This is a genomic window from Secundilactobacillus sp. MJ173, assembly GCF_059704265.1.
Genome location: NZ_BAAKGN010000020.1, coordinates 35,553 through 61,669, shown reverse-complemented (window position 1 = coordinate 61,669; position 26,117 = coordinate 35,553). Strand labels below are relative to the sequence as shown.

Below are 26,117 nucleotides of genomic sequence, written 5' to 3'. Positions count from 1 at the left end.
CTATCAGTTCCTTTCTGTTGTTACATGCAGATTAGGCTAATTTTACATCATTGGCAAGTCGCAACGCACTTAAAATAAAACGAAAATATGTTCGCCTTTCCTCTTCCGCGAATAGTCTTATTTTGCTAAAATAGGAATTAACTTAGATGGACGGGGATCGATGAAGAATGAAATTACTACATACAGCGGATTGGCATATTGGTAGACGACTGCACGGCTTTGATTTAACTGATGAACAACAAAATGCTTTTGACCAAATTGAACGGATTGCGCAAGCAGAACAGGTTGATGCCATGATTATTGCGGGTGACTTATATGACCGGCGTTTACCATCGGAAGCTTCAGTAGCAATGGTGGACGAGATGCTTGAGAAACTAAACTTAGCAGATCAATTACCGATTTATGCGGTTTCGGGGAATCACGATAGTGCCACTAGATTAGCGACCGGGACACCTTGGTTTAAGTCGACGCGGTTATTTCTTCATACCGAATTGCGTCAGGCGTTTAGTCCAATCGAATTGTCTGATACGCAGCTTTTCCTATGTCCTTATTTTGAACCCTTCGAAGCTCAGCAGTATTTTAAGGACGATTCTCTGCAACATTTGGATCAGGCGTTCAAAAGGGTTGTCACCGAAATGAAGAAAAAATTTGATCCTGCCAAAAAGCATCTTCTAGTGGCACATTTTTTTGCGGCTGGCAGTTCAACCACTGATTCAGAAACTAACTTGACAGTGGGCGGTCTAGCGGCGGTTCCAACGGATTTATTGACGGATTTTGACTATGTGGCTTTGGGCCATTTGCACGGTAAGGATGCCTTGCAAACACCAACCGTCCGTTACAGCGGTTCACCAGTCAAGTTTTCTCTTTCGGAAGCGAATCAGAAAAAGGGTGTTTGGATTATAGACACGGATCAGTCTCCTGTGGCGCTAACGTTTAAGCCAATCACACCCATTCATGATGTGAAACAGCTCACTGGTAGTTTTGACGAGTTGATGGCGTCTGCTGATGACCAAAGCATTGATCATGAAGATTACGTCGGCATCACATTAACCGATAAACAGCCGATTCCCAACGTAATGGCCAGATTGCGTGATGTCTTTCCTCGAATCGTTACGCTGGGCCGAGCAGATGGTTTTGAAGCGCAAGTTCGTTATCAGGGTGAATCGAGCCAACAGATTCGACAAAAATCACCAATGGCGTTATTGGACGATTTTTACCAACAAGTCGCTAAGGAACCGTTGAGTCCCAAACAAGAAAAATGGGCAAAGGCGGCGCTCAAAGCAGCATATGAGGAAGGAAATCAAGCATGAAACCATTAAAACTGACCATGATAAATTTTGGTCCATATGCCAAGCAAACAATTGATTTTACCCAGTTGGCTGACGCGTCGATTTTTCTGATTGCGGGTCCCACTGGTAGCGGTAAAACAACCCTTTTTGATGCCATGACTTTCGCACTATATGGGGAAAGTGCCAGTGATGACCGTGACCCTGCAGCGTTACGGTCGGATTTTGCAGAAGACCATGAACCCACTGAAGTGACCCTGAGATTTGAGCATAAAGGTCTGGAGTATGAAGTCACGCGCCAGCCCAAGCAAACACTAGCGAAAAAGCGGGGAACTGGTACCCGGGATTATCCCAGCAGTGGGAAATTAATGGTCTATAAAAACGGCACGAAAACTGATGAGATTACACGGATGCAAGAGATCAATCTGAAGTTAACCGATATTTTACAGATTAGTCGAAAGCAATTTGTCCAAATTGTGCTACTGCCACAGGGAGCTTTTAGGCGCTTCCTAATCTCTGACAGTAGTGAAAAGGAAGCTATCTTGAGAAAGGTCTTTGGTACGCAGTTGTTTCAACGATGGGCTGCAGCACTAAGACAACAGTTGAATCAGCAGCGTGACAAAATTAAATCGGCACAAGCCATCATTGATAACGGCTTGAAACGGGTGCGCTGGACCCAAAAAGATGGCGAGCATGATTTAAGCCAGCTTGAAGAACAGTTTGGGGTTGATCAAGCTGAGCTGGGTGATGCTAAACATCAGGTAAAAGACTTGCAGGGACAAGTTAGTCAACTGACTGCTCAAATTGAAACCGATCAAAAGATGAATCAGAACATTCAAAGATTGAATGAGAAACTGCAAGAGGAGCAGCAGCTTAATACCAAACGGCCGGAGATCAAACAATTACAGCAACGGTTGGCGACGTTGAACTGGGTCAATGAACAAAAACATGATTACGAACAGCAAGAGGAATTAAGTCAGCAGTGTGACCTGTTGAAACGGCAAAAAGTTACTTTAACTCACAATTTAAAAACCCAAAACCAAACTACAAACCAGCTAACCGAACAGCAAAAACAGTTAGCAAATACCAGCAAGAACATCGCGGATATTCAGTCAAACATCGCTGTTCTCACGCAACAGCGACCATTGTATGAACAGGTTCGCCAGTTAACCGACCTGTTGAACCAGCAGTCGGCAGATTATTCAAAAACGAATCGCGAATTTTCCCAATTCCAGGCAAAGGAAGAAGAGGTTCAGGCGCGTCTTAAACACCTGAATAACTTGATCAGTCAGCAACCGGCACTACTTAAAAACCATGCCGATTTAATGACAACGCTGAACGAACAAACGTTGATGAAAAAACAGGTCAGCGGGTTACTTGATCAGCAAACGCAACTTTTAGCACAACGGCAGACAATCACCGAGGCCCAGTCAGCATTGGCTGCACTGAATCAACAAGTTGATCAAGGAAGTCGCGATTATGATGAGTTAAGAAATCAGTGGCTGGCAGGGCAGATTTCGGTCCTTGCTAGTCAACTAAAGCCGGGGACACCGTGTCCGGTTTGTGGTAGTATTGAACACCCAGCACCACACATTGCTACACAGACAAAGCCGGTGGATGATAAGACCTTGAAACTAGCAGAACAGTCATTGAGAACGCTGAAGGATCAGCAGACTAAAGCGCAAAGTGATTTGGCTCATCTTCAAGATGCGTTTAATCAGCAAGCCGAATCAATCAAGAATTCGAAAAATGATTTAGTTAATCAGTTCAAAGTTCAGCACGAGATTTCGATTGATCAGTTGTTTCAGAAGGTCAGTGATCAAGAAAATCAGATTAGTCGACAAGCAAGTACGGTTAGCCAGCAACTGGCTGCCATTGATGAAGCAGTTGATGAGCAACGTAGAGTTAGTGTAGACGTGGATAAGTTGCAGCAACAAATTCAAGGGTTAACAACACAAGTCCAATCAGTAAAACTAGCGCAGCAAACAACTCAAACTAAGCTAGAAGAGGCACAGAAACGTTTACCTGATCAATTTACAGATTTAGCGGCGCTTGATGAATTCCTGACCTCACAACGGAACAAGGTTGCCGAATATCAGCAACAAGTTCAAGAAAATACCCAAGACTTACAGCAAAGCAGGGAAGCCGCTGCTACCACTCAGGCCAATATGAACAATACGGAAACAACGTTGCGGGAAACGCAAGCAAAACTTGCAACAGTGACGACATCTTTGGAACAAGCGGTTACTGAGCAATTTGGGTTAAATCAGATGGACCAGTTCGTTGAACTTACTCACCACTTAGATGAAATAACGCCGTTAACAAAATCAATTCAGAATTATCAGCAGGCGATCACAGCTGCCAAAGCGGATGTGGCTGCTTATCGAGAATTGGTGGGGGATAAACACGTCGTCGATTTAAGTCAAAGTGAGACTAAACTAAAGGGACTTAATGAGCAGCTAGAAAGTGTTCAGGAGCAAACTGATGAGAAGCAGAAACAAGTCACTGTTAACGGCGATATTTTGACTCAAATAAAGGCGGCGACCCAGCAAGTTGCAACTCAGCTGGATGAGCTGAATGAGTTGCAGTTACTGGTGGAAACCGTGGCGGGCGGAGGCGATAACAAACTTGGCTTGGAGCGTTATGTCTTAAGAGCTCAACTAGCTGAAATTCTTGCGATTGCCAATCAGCATTTGAAGCAGTTAAGTTCTGGTCGCTATTCCATGCAGCTTCATTTGGAAGCCGGCACTTATCAAAAAAATACCGGACTAGAAATTGACGTTTACGATGATAATGTTGGTCAAGTTCGTAGCGTGCATACACTTTCTGGTGGTGAAAGTTTTATTGCTGCTTTGAGCTTGGCATTGGCCTTAGGCGAGTCCATTCAAAACGAATCGGGTGGTATCAGCATCGATGCATTATTTATTGATGAAGGCTTTGGTTCACTGGATCAGGAATCTCTGTCCACAGCTATGAAGGCCTTGGAAAATGTCGAGAGCAGTAATCGCATGATTGGCATCATTAGCCACGTTACTTTGCTGCAAGAAACCATCCCATATCAGATTCAGGTTCAGCCAACGGGCCAGGGTAAATCGGTGGCTAACGTTGTTTTACCCTAGTGGTACTAAGAGAGTAAGAATAGTCGTTTTCAATCTTCGATGAGCGTATAATAAGTTTTCGACTGATTAAAAAGCATTAATTTGAATCAGATAATTTATTAAATAAGGAAGTTAAGTGATGATTACATTAAAATCAACCCGAGAGATTACACAAATGAAGGCGTCTGGTGCTGTACTAGCCGGGGTCTTAAATGGTCTTGAAGAAGTTATCAAACCTGGAATTTCAACCTGGGAAATTGAAAAGTTTGCCAATACTTATATTGAAAGCCACGGTGCTACCGCCGAAGAAAAGGGGTTTGAGGGCTATAAGTATGCGACTTGCGTCAACGTTAACTATGAAGTTGCGCATGCAACTCCGCGAAAAGCACTGCTTTTAAAATCTGGCGATGTTGTGGCAGTGGACTTAGTCGTCAACTTGAACGGTTTCTTGAGTGATGCTTGCCGAACGTTTGCGGTTGGTGAGATTTCATCAGAAAATCAACGTCTGCTGGACGTTACCAGAGAATCACTATATCGCGGCATTGATCAGGCTGTGATTGGTAACCGACTTGGTGATATTGGTGCTGCTATTCAGCAGTATGTAGAAACAGAAAACCACATGGGTGATGTCCGTGAACTCATTGGTCATGGGATTCAGCCAACCATGCACGAACAACCCGATGTGCCAGCCTATGGTGAAGCGGGTAAGGGACTACGGTTGCGCGAAGGCATGACCATAACCATTGAACCAATGGTTAACTTAGGAACCCGTGAAATTCGTTCGATGGAAACCGCTGATCATTCTTGGGAATACTACGTCACAGCTGACGGTAAACCATCAGCGCAGTTTGAACATACCTTAGTCATTACTAAAGATGGTCCTAAAATTTTAACTTCTCAGGATCCAAAAAGAGACGCCAAATACCTATAATGCTTGAATGCCAAACAAAATTGATGGCAAAACTCATCTCCACGGCTATACTATTCTTATAAGTTTGAGGGTGAGGAGAAATCATGGATCAAGTACTTTTATTAATTATTATTTTGGCAGTTGTGGTACTCGCTAATATTCTAGCGAGACATCTCACAGCCATTCCGTTACCATTTTTCCTAATTATTTTGGGATTGTTGCTGGCACTATTACCAGCTTATTCAGGTTTTCATTTGGATCCATCAACGTTTGCTTTCGCAATTATTGCACCAATGCTATTTAATGAAGCGCAGAATAGTTCGCGGTTTTGGATTGGCAGATCGATTACGAACATTCTGTCGTTAGCTGTTGGTCTAGTGGTCGTGACTGTACTGGCTGTAGGGACCAGTATTCACGCACTTTATGCGGTTTTACCGTTAAGTCTAAGTTTTGCTTTGATTGCAATTGTGGCACCTACCGATGCATCGGCCGTTAACTCGATTTTCGAAGCTAATCCCATTGCGGAAGAACAGGCGGAGACCTTGCAGCATGAATCTTTGTTTAACGATGCGGCTGGTATCGTTATTTTTGACATGGCATTGGCAGCCTATATGTCTGGTCGGTTTTCTATTGAGGCAGCCATTGGGATGTTTGCCTGGGAGTTTCTAGGTGGGCTATTATTTGGTGCTATTATTGGCGTAATCGTCGTCAGTTCAAGACTATTTCTCATTAGGCACAATGACGCAACGCCATTGATTATGGTGTTAATTCAATTGCTAACACCGTTTTTAGTTTATTTGTTAGCTGAGAAACTGGAATTATCTGGCATTTTGGCGGTTGTGGCCGCTGGTCTGGTCCAGGGATCGGAACGAGATAAGTTGGGACTGATCTCATCACGGATGCAGCTAGTGACCAGCAATGTTTGGGAAATTGTCAGTGGTATTTTATCCGGAACGGTGTTCGTACTCTTAGGCTTATCGTTACCAGATGTGATTCGGGCTTTAAATGCCCACACCAACGCTCAGGTGACGATTATTAACTTACTGGTACTGGGACTGTTTCTCTATGCGTTAAAGGGAATTATTCGGCTTTTGTGGACACGCTTTTTACTCAAACGTCGAACAAAAACGGATCATGTTTGGCGCGACAGTTTGGTCATGGCTCTGAGTGGTGCTAATGGTACGATTACACTGTCGCTTGCATTTTCAATTCCAACGATGGTCAATGGTCATCCCTTCATGCTACGAGGACCGTTAATTTTTCTAGCAGCCGTGGTCATTTTAACCAGTTTAATCTTGCCAACGATTTTCGTACCGCTGTTATTACCGAGTCAAGAGTCTGCTCAACCGCAGTTCAAGTGGGTGCGGCGGATGATTCAGGCGGGTATCAGTGATTTGACGGGTGAAAAAGATTATCCGGGTGAAGCCCAGATCGTCATTGACTCCCTTCAACAGCAGTTAATTCTGGATGCTACGCCTAATCTACGAATTGAACGTCAAATAAGACGACAAACGCATAGGGTAGAAAATCAAAAGATTCGGGAAATGTATGAGGCTGGTCAAATCACAAAAGATGAGATGACTTACTACAGCCGGTTTTTGCAGTTAAATCACTTTTCTGCTGATGAAAAAGTTTGGAAAAACGTCTGGTTACGGATTCGCTTTAGTTTGCACATTGGCACCCTTTACAAAGATCTGCACCGGGCTCAAGAAGCCTTCTTAACGGCCCCTATCGCGCTAGAAGAGGTTTATTGGCGAGAACAGTTTGAAAAACACGGTGAAGATATTCTGCCAATTGAAAATGCTGGGTTTGAAGCAGTCATGGCTTATTTAAAACAAAACAGCGGGGAAAACGGCGTCGAGACGAATCTTGTTCGACGTTTCTATCGCACCCGTCACCGACGGATCCGTGGTGGTGATGTTGATCCTAATATGGTTTACCAACTCTTTATGCGTGCGTTTCATGCCGAGTATGAACTTGTGCAGCGAGCCATTGCTAAAGGTGATATCTCTGCGGATCTTGCCGAAAAATTGCAACAACGGATTTCTTTTGATGAAATCACATATATTCAAAATAGCGAATCGTATCGATAAATAAAAGCTTGATATTCAGCTGTGAAATTAGTAACATAATAGATGTAAGCCAGCAGTAGGAGTATTATTTTGGTGGGGCCGGTGATTAGGATTACGATGTTTAGATGAAGTAAGGTCCGTCAGACTGTTGACAGGGGATGATAGCGTGATTGCTTATACATTAAAGATTCGAAATAAGGTGACTACCCGCGATATTGTAGTGACTTATCGAGCTACGGTGGATGGTGAACATAAGGATTTAACTACGGGGTCAATGAAGTTTAATTTGGAAACGGCTAATATTAACTACCTGACAAATAGCAAATTTGTGTTAGGAATCGTTGAAACGGTCATTTTGCGACTTAACCAGGAGTGTCAGCTAGACCGGATCGAAGTCGATCAGTCTGCTAACCGACTTCAGTTGCAGGTGCCCAAACTGACTGAGTTTAGAGCTTACGTTCAATCTCATCATTTGCTGAGCCATGTGGCACAGTCTTGCGTGGCAAATGGGCATCAAGCCATCAACGTGACAATTTCAACACCATTTAAATTAGGATGATTCTTAAATAGCTCACTTCGGTGGGCTTTTAATTTGCCTTATTTATATAAAAATGGAATATCAAAATTTTACCATAATGTATATTCAATGGTTTCCAGCAGTATTCTGTGATGTAATTTATAAAATTTTACATTGAAACGGTGACTCCAACATTTTCGAAGTTGTACCGATTATATTGATAAAAGCTTGTGCTATCAGCTGATAATTGAATTTTGTTTATCGATAGATTAGTGAAAAGATGTACTAATTTGTGCTTTTTTGTTTTATTAACGACTATTTTCGAGGTATAATTCTCAACGTAGAGGTACTTTATATATTTTCTAATTTGTGAACTGTTCTGTTTTTTTTGGAGGAGTAATTGGAGCAGGAAGTATTGCTTATTCTGGCTATCAATAAATTATTTTATTATCGGAGGAATTATTTATGAGAAAATATTGGTTTAAGAAATTATTCGGGGGATTTTTTTTAGTTGTTTTCACGTTGTTGAGTGTGAGTGCTGCGGGGCAGGTTAAAGCTAATGCTTTGGCTGACGGTACATATACAGTACCGGTACTGTCAGTAAAAGACGATGGTACAAATGCACATAGCATGGCACAAGGATTTCTCGGTGATACTGGCAATGTAAACGTTGATAATGGAACTTATGAAGTCTCAGTTCCAATCACTTCCGCAGCTGGTCAAGCTGCTTTAAAGAGTGCACTTGTTGATGGAAAATCAATTTTAGATGGTTCAAGCTTAACTTTCGTATTGCATGACGAGTCTCCTAGCGTTGTAGTTGATTATCATGTAGTTGTGACTGTTCCAGGAGTAACGAAGCCTTTAGTAGATAAGCAGGTTTCAGCGTACGAAACTTTTGATTGGTCGAAAGTCAAAAATATCAATGTCATTGATGATTCAGATAAACAGGAACCGGAAATTAATTCAGATTCCATAAGCTCATCTTTGAGTGATAGTAGCACATCATCAAGTAGCTCATCTTCATCTAAACAAAGTGTTATTAATCCAGGAACTGACAAAATCACTAAATTGAATTACTCAGTTCTTCAGGCGGATAAAAAATCTATCTCTGCAGCCAATCAATACTATACTCACGTTGCCAACATTGAAAAATTAAGCGATGGTTCCTACAAAGTCACCATGCACGTTCAGTATGGTAAAAATTCAGGAATGTCTGCTAAGGGCTTTGTTCCATTAACTGTAAATGGTCAAAAGGTAGCTGATGTCACTTACGGATCAACTGACAAAGACTATACGGCAAGCTTTAGCTTCAATGTACCTAGCCTCGATGCGTTAACGAAATCGCCAGTTAAGGGAACGATTCACGTCTCCGTTCCGACAATGGACATTAGTTCTGACTTTGATATCTTCTATAACTTCACGGGTGCAACTACTTCTGATGGAACTGGAACGACTAATGCTAATAATTCAAGTGCAGCAGAAACACCAAGTAACAGTTCTCAAACATCTGCTAAAGCTTCGACTACCAAAAAGGCAGCAGGTAAATTACCACAAACTAACGACATTCAAAACGCGACTGTCGCAATTGTTGGTGTCATCAGTTTAATCATGATTGTTACAACCGCAGTTTACAGAAGAAACCGTGTTTAATGATGTCGTCAAAGGCCACTCAGGTGGGATTAAACTGAGGTGGTCTTTGTGACGATTAACGGGGAAATATGTAGAAAGTAGGGAGAATATGAAACGAGTGAAATGGTTAGTCGGCTTATTAGCTTTTGCTGCCTTGGGACTGGGGTTAGCGGCCGGCAGCACAATGGCTCAAGCAAAATCGCTTAATTATCAGGCGTTAAAGTACAATACCAACCAGACATCCATGGCCAGTGGTTACTTTGTTAAACCGGCCAGTGTGAAAGTCGTTCACCATAAGTACGTGGTGACCATGCACATTCGAACGGCTAAGAAGCTGACGTCGTATCCTGTTAAGGTGCTCTCAGTGAATGGCGGATCACCTCAGAATGTTCGTCGGGTAAAGGATCGTGCTGGGAATTCAAACTTGTATTATTCATTTAGCACAACTAATTTAAAGAAACGAATTAACGCAAAGCTGGCAATCAACGTGCCTAAGGTATATAAAGCCACCCATCTGATTTCGTTCAAATTCAGTACTAATGGGTTACCCAGTTTAAAAGGTAAGGCGGCTGTCACTGCCGCTACAGCCAAAGTGACGGGTGCGTCCACCGCCAAAACCAGCCAACCAGCTAATGACAGTAAGTCTACTAGCGGCCATGATGTCAATTCGTTGGCTCACAATAAACAGGAAAAGCAAAACGGTGAAAACAAGGCAACCAGTCATAAGCCAACTGTTGATTCATCTTCTGTAACAAGCAAGGCGTCTAGTGAAAGTGCGGCCAAGGCTTCATCCACTCAGCCGCAAACCACTTCTGCAGACAAAAAAGATCACAGTAATCCGTCATCGCGAATGCCATTCTTGATTGCTGGCGTGGTGGTCATTGCGGTGGTGGTTCTTGGTGGTAGTTTAATTGTCATGAAAAAGAAGGAATAGGGGGCGCCAATTTTGAAATCGCCAAGACGAACAGCTTTGATCGTCGTCATCGTGTTGCTGATTGTAGGGGGATTTGGTGGCTTCTTTGCGAACCGACAGCTAGCTAAAAAACATCATCAAGAGCGAATTGTGGCGACTACCTATGCCGTGGTGCAAATTGCTGATCGATTAAAACTGCCATTGGTAGGTGTACCGAATACAGCCAATAAACTGCCGGAAAGGTACAAGAACGTCACTAAAATTGGCAGTCCGATGAATCCTAGTGCGGAAAAAATCGCTTCGGTAAAACCCACGGCTGTCTACAGTGTGACGACGTTGAAGGATCAGTTTGGTAAATCATTTAAACAGCAGCACATCAAACCCTACTTTTTGAATTTGCAAAGTGTCAGTGATTTACAGCACGTGGTGACAACCATGGGTAATCAATATGGCCGTAAGGGTGAGGCTAAGACTGCCAATCGAGAAATTAATCAAGCCATTTCTAAGGCTAAACAACGTGCAAACCATCACCAACAACCACGGGTACTCGTGCTGATGGGATTGCCCGGTGCCGGTTATATGATTGCGACTAACCGCTCTTATGTCGGTAATCTAGTCGAATTGGCGGGCGGGAAGAACGTTTTTACTTCCAAGGATCAAGAGTATGTCCAGCCTAGTGATGAAGCCATCCAAAAGGCAGAGCCTCAAGTTATTTTGCGCCTTGAACACGCCATGCCTAAAATGGTGACGGAACAGTTTAATAGTGAGTTTAAATCTCAATCATTTTGGCGACAGACGCCTGCAGTCCAGTCAAAGCGTGTATACGATTTACAAGAACCCGACTTTGACGCCACGGCTAATATGCACGCAGCAAGGGCGTTAGGCGAAGTGTCCCAGTGGTTGTATCCGGGGAGTAAATAAGATGGTAAAGGAACGCATCGCTTACATTTTTATCTGTATCGCCCTTATCGTTACCGCTATATTGACCTTAATGTTAGGCACACAGGATTATTCGGTGAGTCAACTTTGGCAAGCATTGATGGGAAATCATCCCGAAATCCTGACAACGGTGTTGAATTTTCGGCTGCCTAGAATTTTAGCGGCAATGCTGGCAGGCGGAATGCTGGCATCGGCTGGTGCAATTAGTCAGGCGGTTTTTCGTAATCGGTTGGCCGACCCAACCATTTTAGGGGTGACTAGTGCTGGGGAGCTGTTCATGCTGCTGGGTGGGATGTTACTGCCTGCTTTTAGTTTTCAAAAACAGTTATTTGCGCTCATAGGTGGTTTGTTTGCCTTCGTATTATTAGCCAACCGAAAAACCTTACGGCAACCGTACCAGCTAATTATCGTTGGTGTGGCACTGAACCTGACGTTTATGGCATTAACGCAATTATTCACCAAAGGGATCAACGTTGGTACCTCATTAGGATTTAACGGCATTACCTGGTCGTCAGTTTACGTGCTATTAATCACCGGATTCGTGGGGTTAGTCGCCGTTTTGCTGATGGCGCCGTGGGCCAATGATCTCAAGTTGCCGGATGAACAGCTATCTTCAGTTGGTGTTCCCGTCACTGCTATGCGGTTAGGCCTACTGGCGTTAGTCGTTTATCTGTCAGCTGATGTGACTGCCGACGTAGGGACGATTCCGTTTATTGGCATTATTGTGCCAAACGTTGCCCGGTATTTTGTTGGTCATGATTATCAAACGATTTTGCCGTTTTCAATGCTGAGTGGTGCTTGGCTGTTACTTGTGGTGGATACCATTGGCCGCATCGTGGTTCTTCCCAGTGAAATTTCGGCTGCAACCATTATGGCAATTATTGGTGGTCCGTTCTTGATTATTTTGGTTCAAAGAGGGGGATTCCATGGAATTAAAGCACGTTAATTATGGGTACCCAGGTTCAGAACAATTAATTAAAGATTTTACGGCCACGGTACCCAATGGGAAAATTCTGTCGATCATTGGTCAAAACGGTGCCGGCAAATCAACTTTGCTTAAATTACTGATGGGGTCTGTCTCACCAGATACCGGAACGGTTGAATTGGACGGCCAGTCGATTGAAACGTTATCGAATCGACAACGAGCAGCAAAAATTGCGCTGGTCAGTCAGCAACACCAAGTTTACGATGAGATGGCGGTTAAAGAAGTGGTCAAAACGGGACGGTTGCCGTTTCATTCACTATTGGCCACTATTCCTGACGATGAAGTTCAGCCATTTCTGAAAATCGTCGACTTGGCGGATGCCATGAATCGGCCCTTATCGTCGCTTTCTGGTGGTCAGCAACAACGGGTATGGTTGGCTGCAGCGCTGGCGCAGGAACCACAGTATCTGTTTTTAGACGAGCCCACAACGTATCTGGATATTCGATACCAGAATGAGTTAATGGGGTTGATCCAGAGGTTAAACGCAGAGCAGCGGATTACAGTGGTGATGATTTTACACGATATCAATCAGGCGTTGAAAGTGAGTGACCAGCTTTGGCTCGTTAAATCAGGCCAACTTGTGGAAGCAGGAGCGGCCGACGTAATGCTAAATGAGCAACTATTAAGCGATGCCTTCGAACTGCCAGTAAAAATTGTGAATATCGAAAAATATGGCCCATATGTGATTCAATTAACGGCCTCGTAGCGGTGCAAACCGCTTTTTTTGTCCCAATTTTCCAAATCCATTGGCAAGCACGTGAAATTATAGTTAAATATGGTTATAACTGTTGGCATACAGTGACTAATTTTGAGAGAAGAGGTTGGTTCAACTTGAAAGAGATGAGACTTAGTTCCGCGTACGTGGTGGCCGCTATGAGCGTGTTGATTGCGATGCAAGTGGTTTTGGGAAGCTTTTTATCGATTCAGTTTTTAATCACCAAAATTACGTTTTCATTTGTGGTGACTGCTATTATGGCACGCTTGTTTCCGCCAAAATTAACGGCTGCTGCAACAACCATGTCGAGCTTGATTGGTATGCTATTATTTCCTAAATTTAGTTTTTTCTTCGGCTTTCTTATCACGGCTGGTTTGACCGGTTATACGTTCGGTAAACTTTTTTATCAAAAACCGGTTAGACTATGGCGAATCGTGCTGGCCTCATTCATCGTGACCATGGGATGGAACTTACTTCTAAATAGTCTCTGGCTTCACATCATGTACGGCATGACGTGGAACATGCTGTTTGCAACCCGGGTTCCGCAAGAATTAATTTCATTTGTGATTTACAGTGTTCTGATTTCAGTGGTCTTTAAGGCAGTTCCCATTGACCGCTTTACAAAATAGATTAGGAATTGGCCATTGGCAGTGAATAGAAGTGAAGATAGTTGACTTTAACTTCTTAAACGGGCATACTACCCGCATTAATTGGGGGTGATGGACTTGATAGCAATACTGATTGGATTGGTGATTGGGATTGGCCTGCCAATGCAGACCAGTATTAATTCGCGCTTAAGAGCAGCGTTAGGATCACCGTTTTTAGCTTCTTTGGTGTCATTTGGAATCGGCACCGTTTTTCTGGCCATCATGACGCTCATCGACCACCGTAGCTTATTGATCAGTGGTTCTTTGATTGGCACGCAGCCTTTTTGGTTGTGGTTAGGTGGCCTGCTAGGTGTGATCTATCTTACCGGCAATATTATTTTGTTCCCCAAATTGGGCAGTGTCCAAACCGTTATTTTTCCAGTATTAGGGCAGATACTTGCGGGAATCATGATAGATGATTGGGGCTTGTTTTATTCCCCAGTGAGCCCATTAACCATCGTACGAGGACTTGGTGCCTTATTGGTGCTTTTTGGTGTCATGGTCACGGTTGCTGGTAATAGCTGGATGGAACGGATTACCGGTCAAGCCGGATTGGAGACTGTCACTGAAGAAACACCTCAATCAGCTCATTTGATGATCTGGCGGTTGTTTGGTGTATTGGCAGGAATCCTGAGTGCGACTCAAACTGCTGTGAACGGTCATCTAGGGGAAGTTTTAGGATCTAAAATTCAGGCTGCATACGTGTCATTTCTGATTGGTACCATCACGTTGATTGTAATCGTATTGGTAGTGAGACCAAGATTGCAATTTCAGCGAGATAACGGTCATACACCTTGGTGGATGTGGCTTGGTGGCATCCTTGGTGCGTTATTCGTCTTAGGCAATGTCTATCTGGTGCCGATTATTGGAACTGGTTTTGCCGTGATTATTGTTTTGATTGGTTTAATGATCGGAAGTCTGCTGATCGACCAGTTTGGCTGGCTGTCTTCCGAGAAAAACCCAGTGACGTTACTGCAAATTGGTGGGTTGCTGATTATGATTGTTGGCGTAATGGTTATCCGAATTTTGTAAACTAAAAGGGCCTTGGAAAAATTCCAAGGCCTTTTTGCTTTAGCTATTGCTATTCAGCATTGTGCCGATTCCGAACCACGCTATGACGATAACCATAGCTGAAGTAGAATACTAAGCCGATTGCCAGCCAAATGAAGAAGGCAATCCAAGTGAATGATTTCAATTCCAACATTAATGTGACGCAAAGAATAAATGAAACAACTGGTAAAACGGGATAGAAAGGTACCCGGAAAGCTGAATCAAGTTCTTTGAATTCGGGGTTTCGACGTAAGAAGACGATACCAATGGAAACCATCGCGAAAGCAAATAACGTCCCAATGTTCACCAATTCAGTAATCTTATCGATTGGAATGACGCACGCAAAGAAACTGCCCAAGATACCAAACAGCCAAGTATTAGTGACTGGTACATGACTTTTTGGACTCAAACGGCTGAATGCGCGTGGTAACAGACCATCACGACTAATAGCAAAAACTAGTCGTGTGCCACCATATAAGAACACCATTAACACGGTGGTCATCCCAATAACAGCCCCCAGAGAAACAATTCCTGAGACCCAGTTTTGATGGATGAAATGAAGGGCATAGGCAACGGGATCGGCAACGTTTAAGTTTGTGTACTTTACCATGCCAACTAAAACGAGTGACAACGCAATGTAGAGTACTGTGGCGATGACCAGAGAGCCGATAATGCCAAGCGGGACGTTCTTCTGTGGGTTTTTGACTTCTTCTGCCGCAGTTGAAACGGCATCAAACCCAATGTAAGCGTAGAAAGCAACCGCTGCACCTGAAACAATGCCTTTCATACCAAATGGTAAGAAAGGATGGTAGTTCTCTGGGCGAACGTAGAAAACACCCACGACAATAAATAAAATAATTACGATGATTTTCAAAATAACCATGATAGCGTTGATTTGTGCTGACTCACGGACACCACCAATTAGTAAGAATGAAAGCAGCATGATGATGATAAAGGCGGGTAAGTCAAAAAACGCGTGCGGCATTCCAGCAGTTCCGTATGCTGCACGAAGCGCCTCTGGCAGATACCAGTGAAACCCTGCTAAGATGTTTTGAAAGTACGATGACCAACTTGCTGCAACCGCTGAAACGGAGAATAAATATTCTGAGACCAATGCCCAGCCTAATATCCAGGCAATAAATTCCCCGAAAACAGCATATATGTATGTATATGCACTACCAGCTAGTGGAATAGTCGACGAGAATTCAGAATAGCATAACGCAGCCAGGGAACAAACAACGGCGGCTACGACAAATGAAAGAAATGCACCAGGACCGGCATACTTTGCTGCAATGATACCGGGCGTGATGAAGATGCCGGCGCCAACAATTGCGCCAACTCCCATTGTGATTAGACTAAAAGCTGTTAAGGATTTTTCCAACCCTGTTTTCTTATAAAGATCGGTCTTGATATCTTTACGAAGGAAAAGGGTAGAAGCCCTCTTTTTCTGACTCATTTTCAAACTCCTTTCATGAATGAATAAAATGTAAAAAATTGAATATAATGTCCTATTATACATCAAACTCTAATGAAAAGTGAGTTTAAATGAGAAATGCTTAATAAGTTAACTTTCACGGACTCATAATGATCAAAAAACAACTATTAACCTTGTGATTTATATCAAGATGTTATAGAATGCAATGAGTGAGGTTACCACGGTAACCCAGTTCGATGATAAAAGAAGAGTAGTCAGGTCATTAGTTCACAGCGAGTTTGGGGCGATGGAAGCCAAGCAGCTAATCCGATGAAGCGCGCTTTTTAGAATAACATTTTTATAAGTTGAGTGGATAGTAATATCAACAAGAGTGGTACCGCGGGTAGTCTCGTCTCTTACAGTATTTATTTATTGTAGGAGAGGGACTTTTTTTATGCCCTAGGTTCTCATTAGTCGGTTATAACTGCAGTCATAATTTAATAGGTGAGGAGTTAATTTCATGGATTACAAACAATTTGTCGCTGATACGTTAGCACCAGCATTAACGGATGTCCTTTCAGCTGAGGATATTTACCAAAAAATCGAACGGCCTAAGGATACGAGCAAGGGTGATTATGCCTTCCCAGCATTCACATTAGCCAAGACTTTCAAAAAGGCACCTCAGCAGATTGCTGCTGATTTGGTTGAAAAAATTGATACTAGCAAATTTGAAAAGGTCGAAGTCGCGGGTCCTTATCTGAACTTCTTCTTGGATAAAACGGCTTTCAGCGTTCAAGTGTTGAATGATGTTTTAACTCAGGGTGCCGATTATGGTCAGAACCAATCTGGCAATAACGGTAATGTGCCGATTGACATGTCATCACCTAACATTGCTAAGCCAATCTCAATGGGTCATTTACGTTCAACAGTGATTGGTAATTCAATTGCCGAGATTCTAAGAAAGAACGGTTATAACCCAATCAAAGATAATCACTTGGGTGACTGGGGAACTCAATTTGGTAAGTTGATCACTGCTTACTTGAAGTGGGGTAACGAAGAAGATGTTAAGAAGGACCCAATCACTAATCTGGTGAAGTATTACGTTAAGTTCCATAAAGAAGACGTGGAGCACCCAGAATTGGATGACGAAGCACGTGAATGGTTTAGAAAACTGGAAAATGGTGACGAAGAAGCACACCATCTCTGGTCATGGTTCCGTGACGAATCACTGAAGGCCTTCAATGCGATTTATGATAAGTTGGGGGTTAAATTCGATACCTATAACGGTGAAGCTTTCTATAACGACAAGATGCAAGCTGTTATTGATACTTTGAAAGAAAAGGGCTTACTGAAAGAATCACAAGGTGCCCAAGTCGTTAATCTTGAAAAGTACGATTTAAACCCAGCTTTGATTTTGAAGAGTGATGGGGCTTCACTATACATCACACGTGATATCGCTACGGCGGTTTACCGGGAAAATACTTATCACCCAGCGATGAACCTTTACGTTGTTGGTTCTGAACAAACTTATTACTTTAAACAATTAAAAGCTGTCCTGATGGAAATGGGTCTGCCTTCCGCTAAGGATCTGCACCACATTCCATTCGGTTTGATTACCGTTGATGGTAAGAAACTTTCTACCCGTTCTGGTCGGATCATTTTACTGGATGCAGTCTTAGATGACGCCATCGATATGGCTAAAAAACAGATTGCCGCTAAGAATCCTGATTTGCCAAACAAAGATGAAGTTGCCAAACAAGTTGGTGTCGGTGCCATCATCTTTGGTGATTTGAAGAACGAACGGATGAACAGTATCGACTTCAATCTTGAAGAACAGTTGAAGTTCGAAGGGGAAACTGGCCCTTACGTTCAGTATGCTCATGCTCGTGCTGAAAGTATTTTACGGAAAGCCACTGATGTTACCATTTCAACAGATGGTGCCAAGATTTCTGATCCAGAAGCTTGGGAAACAGTAAAAGCATTAGCTGACTTCCCTGATACGGTGGTTGAAGCCTTAAAGGAATTTGAACCTTCAGATATTGCTAAGTACGCCATTCGTTTGGCTAAATCATTTAACAAGTACTATGCACACTCTAAGATTTTAGCTGACGATGCAGAAAAGCCTGCTCGTTTAGCGTTAGTTAAGAGTGTTTCAACTGTGCTGAAAGAATCACTGCGTTTGTTGGGTGTTCAAGCACCAGATGAAATGTAATTTGGAATCGTGAGTGTGTGACGTAACTCGGGAGATTCTAGAGTTTTTAACACAAATAACGCGTATTTCGGTGAACTTGCCGGAATGCGCGTTATTTGGCTTTAAATGGCCGGAATCTGAGTTGTGGCGCATAATTAGGCTATATCAATAATATGAACAAAAGAAAATTGATTTGATAATGCCATTTAAAAAGAATTGCAATCCTCAGCGATATAGATCTTTGTCCCGACGTATTTTTTCACAATCGGCTTGATAAGCGCTTGCAGATGGGTTTATAATTCGTGTTAAATTGTGGGCGTAACATTAAAAAAATATTAACTTCTAAATAAAGTGTCGTTAATTCTAACCATAGAATTCCTGCATTAATATTAATTATGTTGGCGAAGGCTTTGGTACTATTAGCGAATTTTAAATGTCATGGGGTTAATTTATATTCCAATTTATGCTCACTTTGAATAGTTATTTAAAATTGAGCTTTCTTTTCTTTTTTCATTTTGTTATAATAATCACGTATTATACAGTAAGGGGGCTGCATTAGGATGAAGAAAAGTATTCGTCAATCACGGATTGAACAATTGATCAATCAGTATCCGATTGGTACACAAGAAGACCTAATGCGTCATCTAAATGAAATTGGGATTAAGGCGACGCAAGCAACAATCTCGCGTGATATTCGTGAGATGCAGGTTGTCAAAGCCCAGGATGGCCATGGACACTTGCGTTACACAATTTTCAAACCCGGAAATAAATCAGAAGAAGAACACTTGCGCGAGACCATTAATGAAGTCGTGATCGGCTTGACTCAGATTGAGTTTATGAATGTGATCAAAACGCTGCCAAGTAATGGCAATCTGTTAGCTGCAATTTTAGATGATTTAAAATTACCTGAAGTTGTCGGAACATTAGCCGGTCATGATACGATTTTAGTGATTAGTCCAAATGCTGATGTTGCTCAGCAGTTGAACGAAGAAATTGCCAAAAACATGAATCCTGACATTGTGCACTAACATTTTGCAGGTATAAAGAAAACACGCTGATTCTGGCGTGTTTTTTGTTTGTTTAAGCTCCGTTAAAAATTGACGGCTTTTTCAGCCATCTTTATATAATATGATAGAATTAAAAGTGCAAATCTTTTACTTGTTGAGGGAAACGAATGAATAATAATCGGGGAAATTCATCAAAACAGGGCTTTAGAGCTTGGTTATCACCATATTACCAAGTCTTTAAACGACATCTAGGTAAATTTTGGCATCGCTATCAGTTAACACGATGGCTCATTGTCGTTATCCTAACATTAGTCTTTATCGTTAGTGCGACGTTGACTTTTCAAGCAAAGACGGCGAATGTTGGTAACCTAAAGGCTCAGTTGGAAAAAACTACGTATATTTACGATAAGAGTAATCACAAAGCAGGCTCACTGTACGCTCAGAAAGGAACGTATGTACCACTGAGCAAGATTTCGCCAAACGTTCAAAAGGCGGTGATTTCAACGGAAGACCGTAACTTTTATCATGAGTATGGTTTCTCCGTGAAGGGCATCGCACGGGCGTTTTATTTGTTAGCTAAAAATAAACTGCTTCATCGCGACTATATTAGCGGTGGGGGGAGTACATTAACCCAACAGCTGGTGAAGAACGCCTTTTTGACCCAGGAACAAACGATGACACGGAAGTTAAAGGAAATTTTTCTGGCCATTGAAGTTGAAAACGTATATTCCAAACAGGATATTCTTTCCATGTATTTGAATAATGCTTACTTTGGCAACGGTGTGTGGGGAGTTCAGGATGCTGCACACAAATATTTTGGAACGAATGCGGCGAGTTTAACAGTTCCCCAGTCAGCCGTTTTAGCGGGGATGCTGACCTCGCCAAGTGGGTTTAACCCGATTGATCATCCACAGGCTTCTAAAGATCGCCGTAACGTGGTACTGGGGCTAATGGCTCAGACGGGTGCTATCACGAGCTCACAGGCGGCAAGTTATCAGCAAACGCCGTTAACCACAGCGGATACGTATCAGTATAAGGATTCGTACCGTTATCCTTATTACTTTGATGCGGTCATTGATGAAGCAATCTCTAAATATGGGTTAACTGAATCAGATATTATGAATCACGGGTATAAAATTTATACTTATTTGGATCAAGATTATCAGTCTAGTTTGCAAACCAACTTTAAGAGTGACTACCTCTTTCCTCAAAATGCTGCTGATGGCACCAAAGTTCAAGCAGCATCAGTGGCCATTAACCCGAATAACGGTGGTGTGATGGCAGTTGTCGGTGGTCGGGGCAAGCATGTGTTCCGGGGCTACAACCGCGCCACACAGGTTAAACGGCAGCCGGGGTCAACCATCAAACCATTGGCAGTTTATACGCCAGCGCTTGAGAACGGCTATTTCTACGACTCGGAACTGCAAAACAAGAAGACGTCGTATGGGAGTAATCATTACACGCCTAAAAACTATAACAACGTGTATACCGGTAAAATGCCGATGTATGAAGCGCTAGCAAACAGTGTGAACGCACCGGCAGTCTGGCTGTTAAATAAAATTGGTGTCAATAAGGGTTACGATTCCGTCAAAAGATTTGGTATCCCGGTGACAAAGTCAGATAAGAATTTGGCGTTAGCGCTGGGTGGCTTGAGTAAAGGGGTTTCACCTCAGGAGTTGGCGGGGGCGTACACGGCCTTTGCCAATAATGGGACACGAACCGATACGCACTACATCCGCAAAATCGTGGATGCTTCTGGCAATGTCATCGTGGATAATCCTAAAGTTTCGACCCATAAAGTGATGTCGCCTAAGGTTGCTAAGCAGATGACCAGTATGATGCTGGGTGTATTCAACAGTGGAACTGGTGTCGATGCCAAGCCATACGGGTATTCGGTGGCCGGTAAAACGGGCAGTACTGAAGCCGACGACACCGGGGACGGCGATGCTACCCGTGATAAATGGATCGTGGGTTATACGCCAGACGTTGTTTTGACGACTTGGGAGGGCTTTGACAGCACGAACAAGGATCACCATTTGGAGAACTTAAGTGGCACGGGAGTTGGCCCACTGTTTAAGACTGAGATGGAAGAAATTTTGCCGTATACTAAACAAACCAAATTTGATACGCAGGATGCATCTACCTTAGCGAAGGCCTCGAAGTCAGATAATAATTTCTGGGATAACGTCCAGCAGGGCGCTGGAAGTGTTGGTGATCAGATTCAGCAGGGAGCGAATAACGCTGCGAACACTGTCAAAAAGTGGTGGCAGAGTACGTTTGGACAATAGCGTGTGTAAGTTAAGGCGCTTAGAGACCGTAGTATAGTGAAGGCCTCTGCCGCATGAAACAGGTTTAAGCTAGATAAAAACTCACCCTCAAACCCGCACAGCCGTCTTTCCCCGTCTATCATTTCATGATACAATATGAAAGTATTGAAGACAGGAGGATGCTTTTTATGGCAGACATTTTAAAAACCGCTGGTGAGTTACGCGACGAACTAGCTAGTTCTGATGAATTCACAGCTTTACAAAATTCTTATAACACGATGAAGGCTGATGCAGAGGCTTATGACTTGTTCAAACAATTCCAGGGACTGCAATTGAAGTTACAGCAAAAGCAGATGCAGGGCCAACAGCCTGATGAAGATGAAATGAAACAGGCACAGGACCTTGCTGGTAAGGTTAGGGACAAGGACGCCATTAAAGATTTGATGGAAAAAGAAAAGGACGTCAATCAGCTATTGGCTAAATTAAACAGCGAAATCACAAAACCAATCCAGGCCCTGTACGAAAACTAAAACAGGCGTTTAATCGTTGGTTAATAGATCAAAAACGTCGAAGAATTTTTCTTCGACGTTTTTTTAGGAGTTGAGTAGAGTGAAATTTATCCATGCGGCGGATCTACATCTAGACAGTCCTTTTGAAGGCTTACAACGTTTACCCAAAGCACTGTGGCAGCAAATTCACGAAGCGCCTTTTAATGCTACCAAAACAATGGTGAATGATGCAATCGAACAAAAAGTGGATTTCGTTTTATTGGTGGGTGACTTATTTGACCGTGAGACTCAGAGTATCCAGGCACAGGTGTTTTTGAATGAACAATTGCAACGGCTAGTAGATGCCGGCATCGCTGTTTTTGTTTCTTTCGGTAACCACGATTATTTGACAGAGGACCGACAGCTTGTCTTACCGGATGGCGTCAATGTTTTTGGTGGTGACGTCACCACCAAAATGCTGACTACCGCAGATCATACGCGAGTGGCAATCAGCGGGTTTAGTTACACTGATCGCTGGCTGGAACAAGATGTTGTGCCGGAATTTCCAGAACGTGGTACCGTTGACTTTCAAATTGGTATGCTGCACGGTGCGATGAAGCAGGGCAGTACCAACCACTACGCACCGTTTACAGTCAGCGAACTATCAGCGACTCATTACGACTACTGGGCATTAGGCCATATACATAAACCTGACGTGTTAGCTGAACGACCGCCCGTGATTTACGCCGGTACCATTCAAGGCCGTCATAAACTTGAAACGGGTGAACACGGTTATCAGCTAGTAACGACGCAAGGGAATAATTTGCAACGCCAATTTGTGCCGGTTGACCAAGTACGTTGGTCCTCGCTAACGTTGCCAGTGAACGAGGATACAACAGATACCAGTTTAATTAAATCGGTTGAAACAGTTTTGATGCAGCAACAATCAGATGTTTTTGAATTAATAGATTTAAGACTAACTGGCATTGAAACACTGTCCGCTAGTATGCTGAGCCGGTTAAACGATGGCACGTGGCTGGAACGGTTTGATCAAACTCAGAAAAAAAGTTATCGAGAATCCAGAGCGTGGGTCTATGAGGTAAATGTTTTACCAACTGATCAGCCAGTGCAGTATGCAAAATTAGACGCAAGCTATTGGCAAAAAGCCCAAGAAACCGTATTTACACAAGACAACGTGGAAATGACTGCTGGCAAATTAATGCAGTATGCGTTCATTGCGAACCATCTGCATGACCCGAAAACCACGGCTTATTTGACTGATCGGGCTAAAAACGAATTGTTAGCCCAATCTCGTTTGGAGGAAGAAAACGATGCAGATCAAGACGATTAAAATCTACGGGTTCGGTAAGTTTCACGATACAACCATTGACCTGTCGAAGCGGTTTTCACTCCTGTATGGTGAAAATGAAGCCGGAAAATCGACTTTAGTTGCCTTTATTTCCAGTATGTTGTTCGGTTTTGAAACAGCGAAGCACCGCTATGCCATGTATCGGCCTAAGCAAGGTTCGCAGTATGGCGGTGAACTTTATTTTAACCATGGTCAAAGTGATTATTGGTTGAAACGAGTGGCAGGTACTCACGGTGGCAAGGTGACTTTTCGTAATCTGACTACTGATACTTCCTTGTCCAACGATGACCTCTTGCAGTTATTACAACCCTTAAATAAGGAATTGTTTTACCAAATTTTTTGTTTTGGTGAACAAGAGCTGCAAGCTGTCTTTAACTTAAACCGTTTTGATTTGGTGAAACGGATTCAGCGAATTGGGGCTATTGGCAGTGAAAACTGGATTGGATTAACGCAAGAACTGACCGCATCAGCAGGCGAGTTATATAAACCTCGTGGCCGAGTTCAACCACTAGTACGCTTATTACAGGAAAACGATGAACTGACGGCTAAAATCGAAACCGCTAAAGCTCAGTTCCAACAGTATCAGACATTACAAGACGATGAGCAAGAAACGGCTCAACAACTGTCAGAAATTCAAAATCAACTGGAAATACTCAGAGATCAGCAGAATCAATACCAACGTTTGATTAGACTATATCCGCAATACCAGCAACTGAAAAATAGTTCGCCAGTTCAATCGACGACGTTAATTAATAGTACGGATTGGCGGAAGGCTACTCAGCTGTCAACGGCGATTAGACAAATGAAGCAGGATTTAGTTGCTCAAGCAGAAACGATTCAGCAGCAACGTCAGGAACATATACCAAGCGAAGCACAGCAATTTTATACCAGTCATCAACAGCAAATTGATCAGTTGGGTACCCAGATGTCGGCAATGGTGCAATTGGAACGCCGACAGCAGCAAAATGAAAGTCAACTGGTGGCTGTAAATCAGCAACTAGAAAAACTCAATCAGCAGTATGGAACTTCATTGGCGCACCTTAGAGTGCTGACACCTAGTGAACAGCAACAAATTGAAGGCTTATTTGATCAACAGCAACACCTAAGTATTCAGCGGGATTCCCGTGCGGACCAGCGGCTGGAACACCAAAAAACGTTCGAACAGTTGCGACAGCAAGCAGATAAAGAGTCGACTTCTGGCATGGACCTTAAGTGGTTGATTGGTGGGGTAGGTGTGGTATTGGTTGCTTTGTTCGCCTTAAGTGGTGTGATGCGGACAATCGGTGGCATTATTGGTATGCTGATCGCCGCGTACGGGATTTTCAAACCGATTATCTCGGGAAATCAGCAATCCGCCATTGATTCTCAGATGGCGCTGCTGTCAGCTCAGTTAGATCAGGATCGGCAGCAATTAGCGAGCTTAGATCAGCAACTGATAGATGCTGATGCGCAAATCACGCAGTTTGGTGCTGAAAAACACCTGCAAGGTTTTGCGCCAGAACGGTGGCTTGATCTGCAGGCTGATATTGGTCAGTTTCAAACTGCCAGTGCTCAGCAAATTCAGCTTCAGGAACAGCAAAACCAGGTCAATCAAAGTATTCGCGCCTTTTTGGCACAGTGGCAATTTGCTGGTGAAATTATTAGTTTGGGGGGCAGCAATGCCTATCAATTACAGCAAATTAGTCAGTTCTTATCCGAAAGAAGAGATGAGAGTCAAAAACTGCATTGGGCAAATGAGACGCTGACTGCAAGTACGCAACGGCAAGAAAAGCTTCAGCAACAGCTAAACGAACAGCAGACTGCCCTGAAACAATTATTGGCACAATACCACCTTGCAACCTTTGCTGAATTTGAACAGCAGTATCAGCAAGATCAGGTCATTGCTGATCAGACTCAGCAACTAAGCGTTTTGAACGCTCAACTGACACAGGTAGACCGGGAAATCTTGAGAAAGACTGCTTCTCAATCAGCTTTGGAGCAGTTTAGTGAAAAAATTCAAACAGAATTTGTCATTAAGCAGCAAAAACAAGCCGAATTGCTGAGTCAATCTAGTCAGCAGCATTATCAGCTTGAACGGTTGGCATCCAGTGACAAGTATCAGAATTTACTTCAGCAACAGGCGGATTTACAGTCGGAGATTCTTTCATTAACCGATGACTGGTTAACTAAGAAGCTTCTGATCAACTGGATCGATCAAACGTTAATTAATGCTTCGCAGGGACGCCAACCCCAAATTATTAAGGTGGCGGAACAGTTCTTCCAAGAATTGACGGGAGGTCGTTACAGGCAAATTATCTTTACTGATCAGACGGTTCAGGTCACTCGTCATGACGATTTAACCTTCGACGTGGGTGAATTATCCAGTGGTACAGCTGAACAGCTATACGTGGCGTTACGGTTCGCGTTTACCAAGGTAATGGCTGATGTGATCGCCATGCCAATTATCATTGATGATGCTTTTGTGAACTTTGATCGCCAACGCACACAAGCAGCGTTGACAATGCTCAGGGCATTGGCTCAAATAAGCCAGGTTGTTTATTTAACAGCAAACTACGATAATCTTAGATTGGTGGATGATAGTGAAGTCTATCGTCTGGATGCTGGAAAGTCGGTTTGAAAA

Annotated in this window: 19 protein-coding genes; 18 read left to right on the top strand and 1 reads right to left on the bottom strand. The window is 43.1% G+C overall.

The window, feature by feature from the left end; translation table 11 throughout:
• Positions 1–167: 167 nt before the first annotated feature.
• From AC6H04_RS03410 to AC6H04_RS03355, 12 genes are all read left to right on the top strand, one after another.
• Entirely contained in the window at positions 168–1,310 is a 1,143-nt protein-coding gene (locus AC6H04_RS03410) for an exonuclease SbcCD subunit D (RefSeq protein ID WP_497570357.1), read from the top strand.
• Entirely contained in the window at positions 1,307–4,405 is a 3,099-nt protein-coding gene (locus AC6H04_RS03405; protein ID WP_497570356.1) for an AAA family ATPase, read from the top strand. The genes AC6H04_RS03410 and AC6H04_RS03405 overlap by 4 nt, the downstream gene beginning before the upstream one ends.
• A 118-nt stretch (positions 4,406–4,523) precedes the next feature.
• Complete coding sequence (gene map, locus AC6H04_RS03400; protein WP_497570355.1) at positions 4,524–5,315, top strand: type I methionyl aminopeptidase; 792 nt, start codon at positions 4,524–4,526, stop codon at positions 5,313–5,315.
• Between the two features lie 83 nt (positions 5,316–5,398).
• Positions 5,399–7,387, top strand: a complete 1,989-nt coding sequence (locus tag AC6H04_RS03395; RefSeq protein ID WP_497570354.1) for a cation:proton antiporter — start codon at positions 5,399–5,401, stop codon at positions 7,385–7,387.
• Positions 7,388–7,532: 145 nt separating this feature from the next.
• Complete coding sequence (locus AC6H04_RS03390; RefSeq protein ID WP_098824061.1) at positions 7,533–7,925, top strand: hypothetical protein; 393 nt, start codon at positions 7,533–7,535, stop codon at positions 7,923–7,925.
• A 423-nt stretch (positions 7,926–8,348) separates the two neighbouring features.
• Entirely contained in the window at positions 8,349–9,533 is a 1,185-nt protein-coding gene (locus AC6H04_RS03385; RefSeq protein ID WP_497570353.1) for an NEAT domain-containing protein, read from the top strand.
• 88 nt (positions 9,534–9,621) lie between these two features.
• On the top strand, positions 9,622–10,446 hold the full coding sequence (locus AC6H04_RS03380) for an NEAT domain-containing protein (RefSeq protein WP_497570352.1): 825 nt from the start codon (positions 9,622–9,624) through the stop codon (positions 10,444–10,446).
• Between the two features lie 12 nt (positions 10,447–10,458).
• Complete coding sequence (isdE, locus tag AC6H04_RS03375; protein ID WP_497570351.1) at positions 10,459–11,346, top strand: heme ABC transporter substrate-binding protein IsdE; 888 nt, start codon at positions 10,459–10,461, stop codon at positions 11,344–11,346.
• 1 nt (position 11,347) lies between these two features.
• Entirely contained in the window at positions 11,348–12,310 is a 963-nt protein-coding gene (locus tag AC6H04_RS03370) for a FecCD family ABC transporter permease (RefSeq protein WP_497570350.1), read from the top strand.
• Complete coding sequence (locus tag AC6H04_RS03365) at positions 12,291–13,055, top strand: ABC transporter ATP-binding protein (protein ID WP_497570349.1); 765 nt, start codon at positions 12,291–12,293, stop codon at positions 13,053–13,055. The genes AC6H04_RS03370 and AC6H04_RS03365 overlap by 20 nt, the downstream gene beginning before the upstream one ends.
• A gap of 134 nt (positions 13,056–13,189) precedes the next feature.
• Positions 13,190–13,693 (top strand): folate family ECF transporter S component, encoded by a 504-nt coding sequence (locus tag AC6H04_RS03360; RefSeq protein ID WP_497570366.1) that lies wholly within the window; start codon positions 13,190–13,192, stop codon positions 13,691–13,693.
• A 96-nt stretch (positions 13,694–13,789) separates the two neighbouring features.
• Positions 13,790–14,743 (top strand): DMT family transporter, encoded by a 954-nt coding sequence (locus tag AC6H04_RS03355; RefSeq protein WP_497570348.1) that lies wholly within the window; start codon positions 13,790–13,792, stop codon positions 14,741–14,743.
• Positions 14,744–14,792: 49 nt separating this feature from the next.
• Here the strand turns inward: AC6H04_RS03355 and AC6H04_RS03350 are convergent, their stop codons facing one another.
• Positions 14,793–16,217, bottom strand: coding sequence for an APC family permease (locus AC6H04_RS03350; protein WP_497570347.1), 1,425 nt, complete (start codon positions 16,215–16,217; stop codon positions 14,793–14,795).
• Between the two features lie 478 nt (positions 16,218–16,695).
• Here AC6H04_RS03350 and argS point away from each other — a divergent pair, with 478 nt between their 5' ends.
• From argS to AC6H04_RS03320, 6 genes are all read left to right on the top strand, one after another.
• Positions 16,696–18,387 (top strand): arginine--tRNA ligase, encoded by a 1,692-nt coding sequence (argS, locus tag AC6H04_RS03345; RefSeq protein WP_497570346.1) that lies wholly within the window; start codon positions 16,696–16,698, stop codon positions 18,385–18,387.
• Positions 18,388–18,926: 539 nt separating this feature from the next.
• Positions 18,927–19,394 carry an arginine repressor gene (gene argR, locus AC6H04_RS03340; RefSeq protein WP_098824070.1) on the top strand — a complete coding sequence of 156 codons (468 nt, stop codon included), beginning with the start codon at positions 18,927–18,929 and terminating at the stop codon, positions 19,392–19,394.
• A 146-nt stretch (positions 19,395–19,540) separates the two neighbouring features.
• On the top strand, positions 19,541–21,661 hold the full coding sequence (locus AC6H04_RS03335) for a transglycosylase domain-containing protein (RefSeq protein ID WP_497570345.1): 2,121 nt from the start codon (positions 19,541–19,543) through the stop codon (positions 21,659–21,661).
• Between the two features lie 167 nt (positions 21,662–21,828).
• Positions 21,829–22,170 carry a YlbF family regulator gene (locus AC6H04_RS03330; protein ID WP_497570344.1) on the top strand — a complete coding sequence of 114 codons (342 nt, stop codon included), beginning with the start codon at positions 21,829–21,831 and terminating at the stop codon, positions 22,168–22,170.
• A 79-nt stretch (positions 22,171–22,249) separates the two neighbouring features.
• Positions 22,250–23,479 (top strand): metallophosphoesterase family protein, encoded by a 1,230-nt coding sequence (locus AC6H04_RS03325; protein ID WP_497570343.1) that lies wholly within the window; start codon positions 22,250–22,252, stop codon positions 23,477–23,479.
• The gene (locus tag AC6H04_RS03320; RefSeq protein WP_497570342.1) at positions 23,460–26,114 is read left to right on the top strand and encodes an ATP-binding protein; all 2,655 of its coding nucleotides are present in this window, start codon (positions 23,460–23,462) and stop codon (positions 26,112–26,114) included. The genes AC6H04_RS03325 and AC6H04_RS03320 overlap by 20 nt, the downstream gene beginning before the upstream one ends.
• Positions 26,115–26,117 lie beyond the last annotated feature (3 nt).

Excerpts from the sequence above, each read along its gene's own strand:
- AC6H04_RS03410 (WP_497570357.1), top strand. The coding sequence starts at position 168 with ATGAAATTACTACATACAGCGGATTGGCATATTGGTAGACGACTGCAC.
- AC6H04_RS03405 (WP_497570356.1), top strand. The coding sequence starts at position 1,307 with ATGAAACCATTAAAACTGACCATGATAAATTTTGGTCCATATGCCAAG.
- map (WP_497570355.1), top strand. The coding sequence starts at position 4,524 with ATGATTACATTAAAATCAACCCGAGAGATTACACAAATGAAGGCGTCT.
- AC6H04_RS03395 (WP_497570354.1), top strand. The coding sequence starts at position 5,399 with ATGGATCAAGTACTTTTATTAATTATTATTTTGGCAGTTGTGGTACTC.
- AC6H04_RS03385 (WP_497570353.1), top strand. The coding sequence starts at position 8,349 with ATGAGAAAATATTGGTTTAAGAAATTATTCGGGGGATTTTTTTTAGTT.
- AC6H04_RS03380 (WP_497570352.1), top strand. The coding sequence starts at position 9,622 with ATGAAACGAGTGAAATGGTTAGTCGGCTTATTAGCTTTTGCTGCCTTG.
- AC6H04_RS03370 (WP_497570350.1), top strand. The coding sequence starts at position 11,348 with ATGGTAAAGGAACGCATCGCTTACATTTTTATCTGTATCGCCCTTATC.
- AC6H04_RS03365 (WP_497570349.1), top strand. The coding sequence starts at position 12,291 with ATGGAATTAAAGCACGTTAATTATGGGTACCCAGGTTCAGAACAATTA.
- AC6H04_RS03360 (WP_497570366.1), top strand. The coding sequence starts at position 13,190 with ATGAGACTTAGTTCCGCGTACGTGGTGGCCGCTATGAGCGTGTTGATT.
- AC6H04_RS03350 (WP_497570347.1), bottom strand. The coding sequence starts at position 16,217 with ATGAGTCAGAAAAAGAGGGCTTCTACCCTTTTCCTTCGTAAAGATATC.
- argS (WP_497570346.1), top strand. The coding sequence starts at position 16,696 with ATGGATTACAAACAATTTGTCGCTGATACGTTAGCACCAGCATTAACG.
- argR (WP_098824070.1), top strand. The coding sequence starts at position 18,927 with ATGAAGAAAAGTATTCGTCAATCACGGATTGAACAATTGATCAATCAG.
- AC6H04_RS03335 (WP_497570345.1), top strand. The coding sequence starts at position 19,541 with ATGAATAATAATCGGGGAAATTCATCAAAACAGGGCTTTAGAGCTTGG.
- AC6H04_RS03330 (WP_497570344.1), top strand. The coding sequence starts at position 21,829 with ATGGCAGACATTTTAAAAACCGCTGGTGAGTTACGCGACGAACTAGCT.
- AC6H04_RS03320 (WP_497570342.1), top strand. The coding sequence starts at position 23,460 with ATGCAGATCAAGACGATTAAAATCTACGGGTTCGGTAAGTTTCACGAT.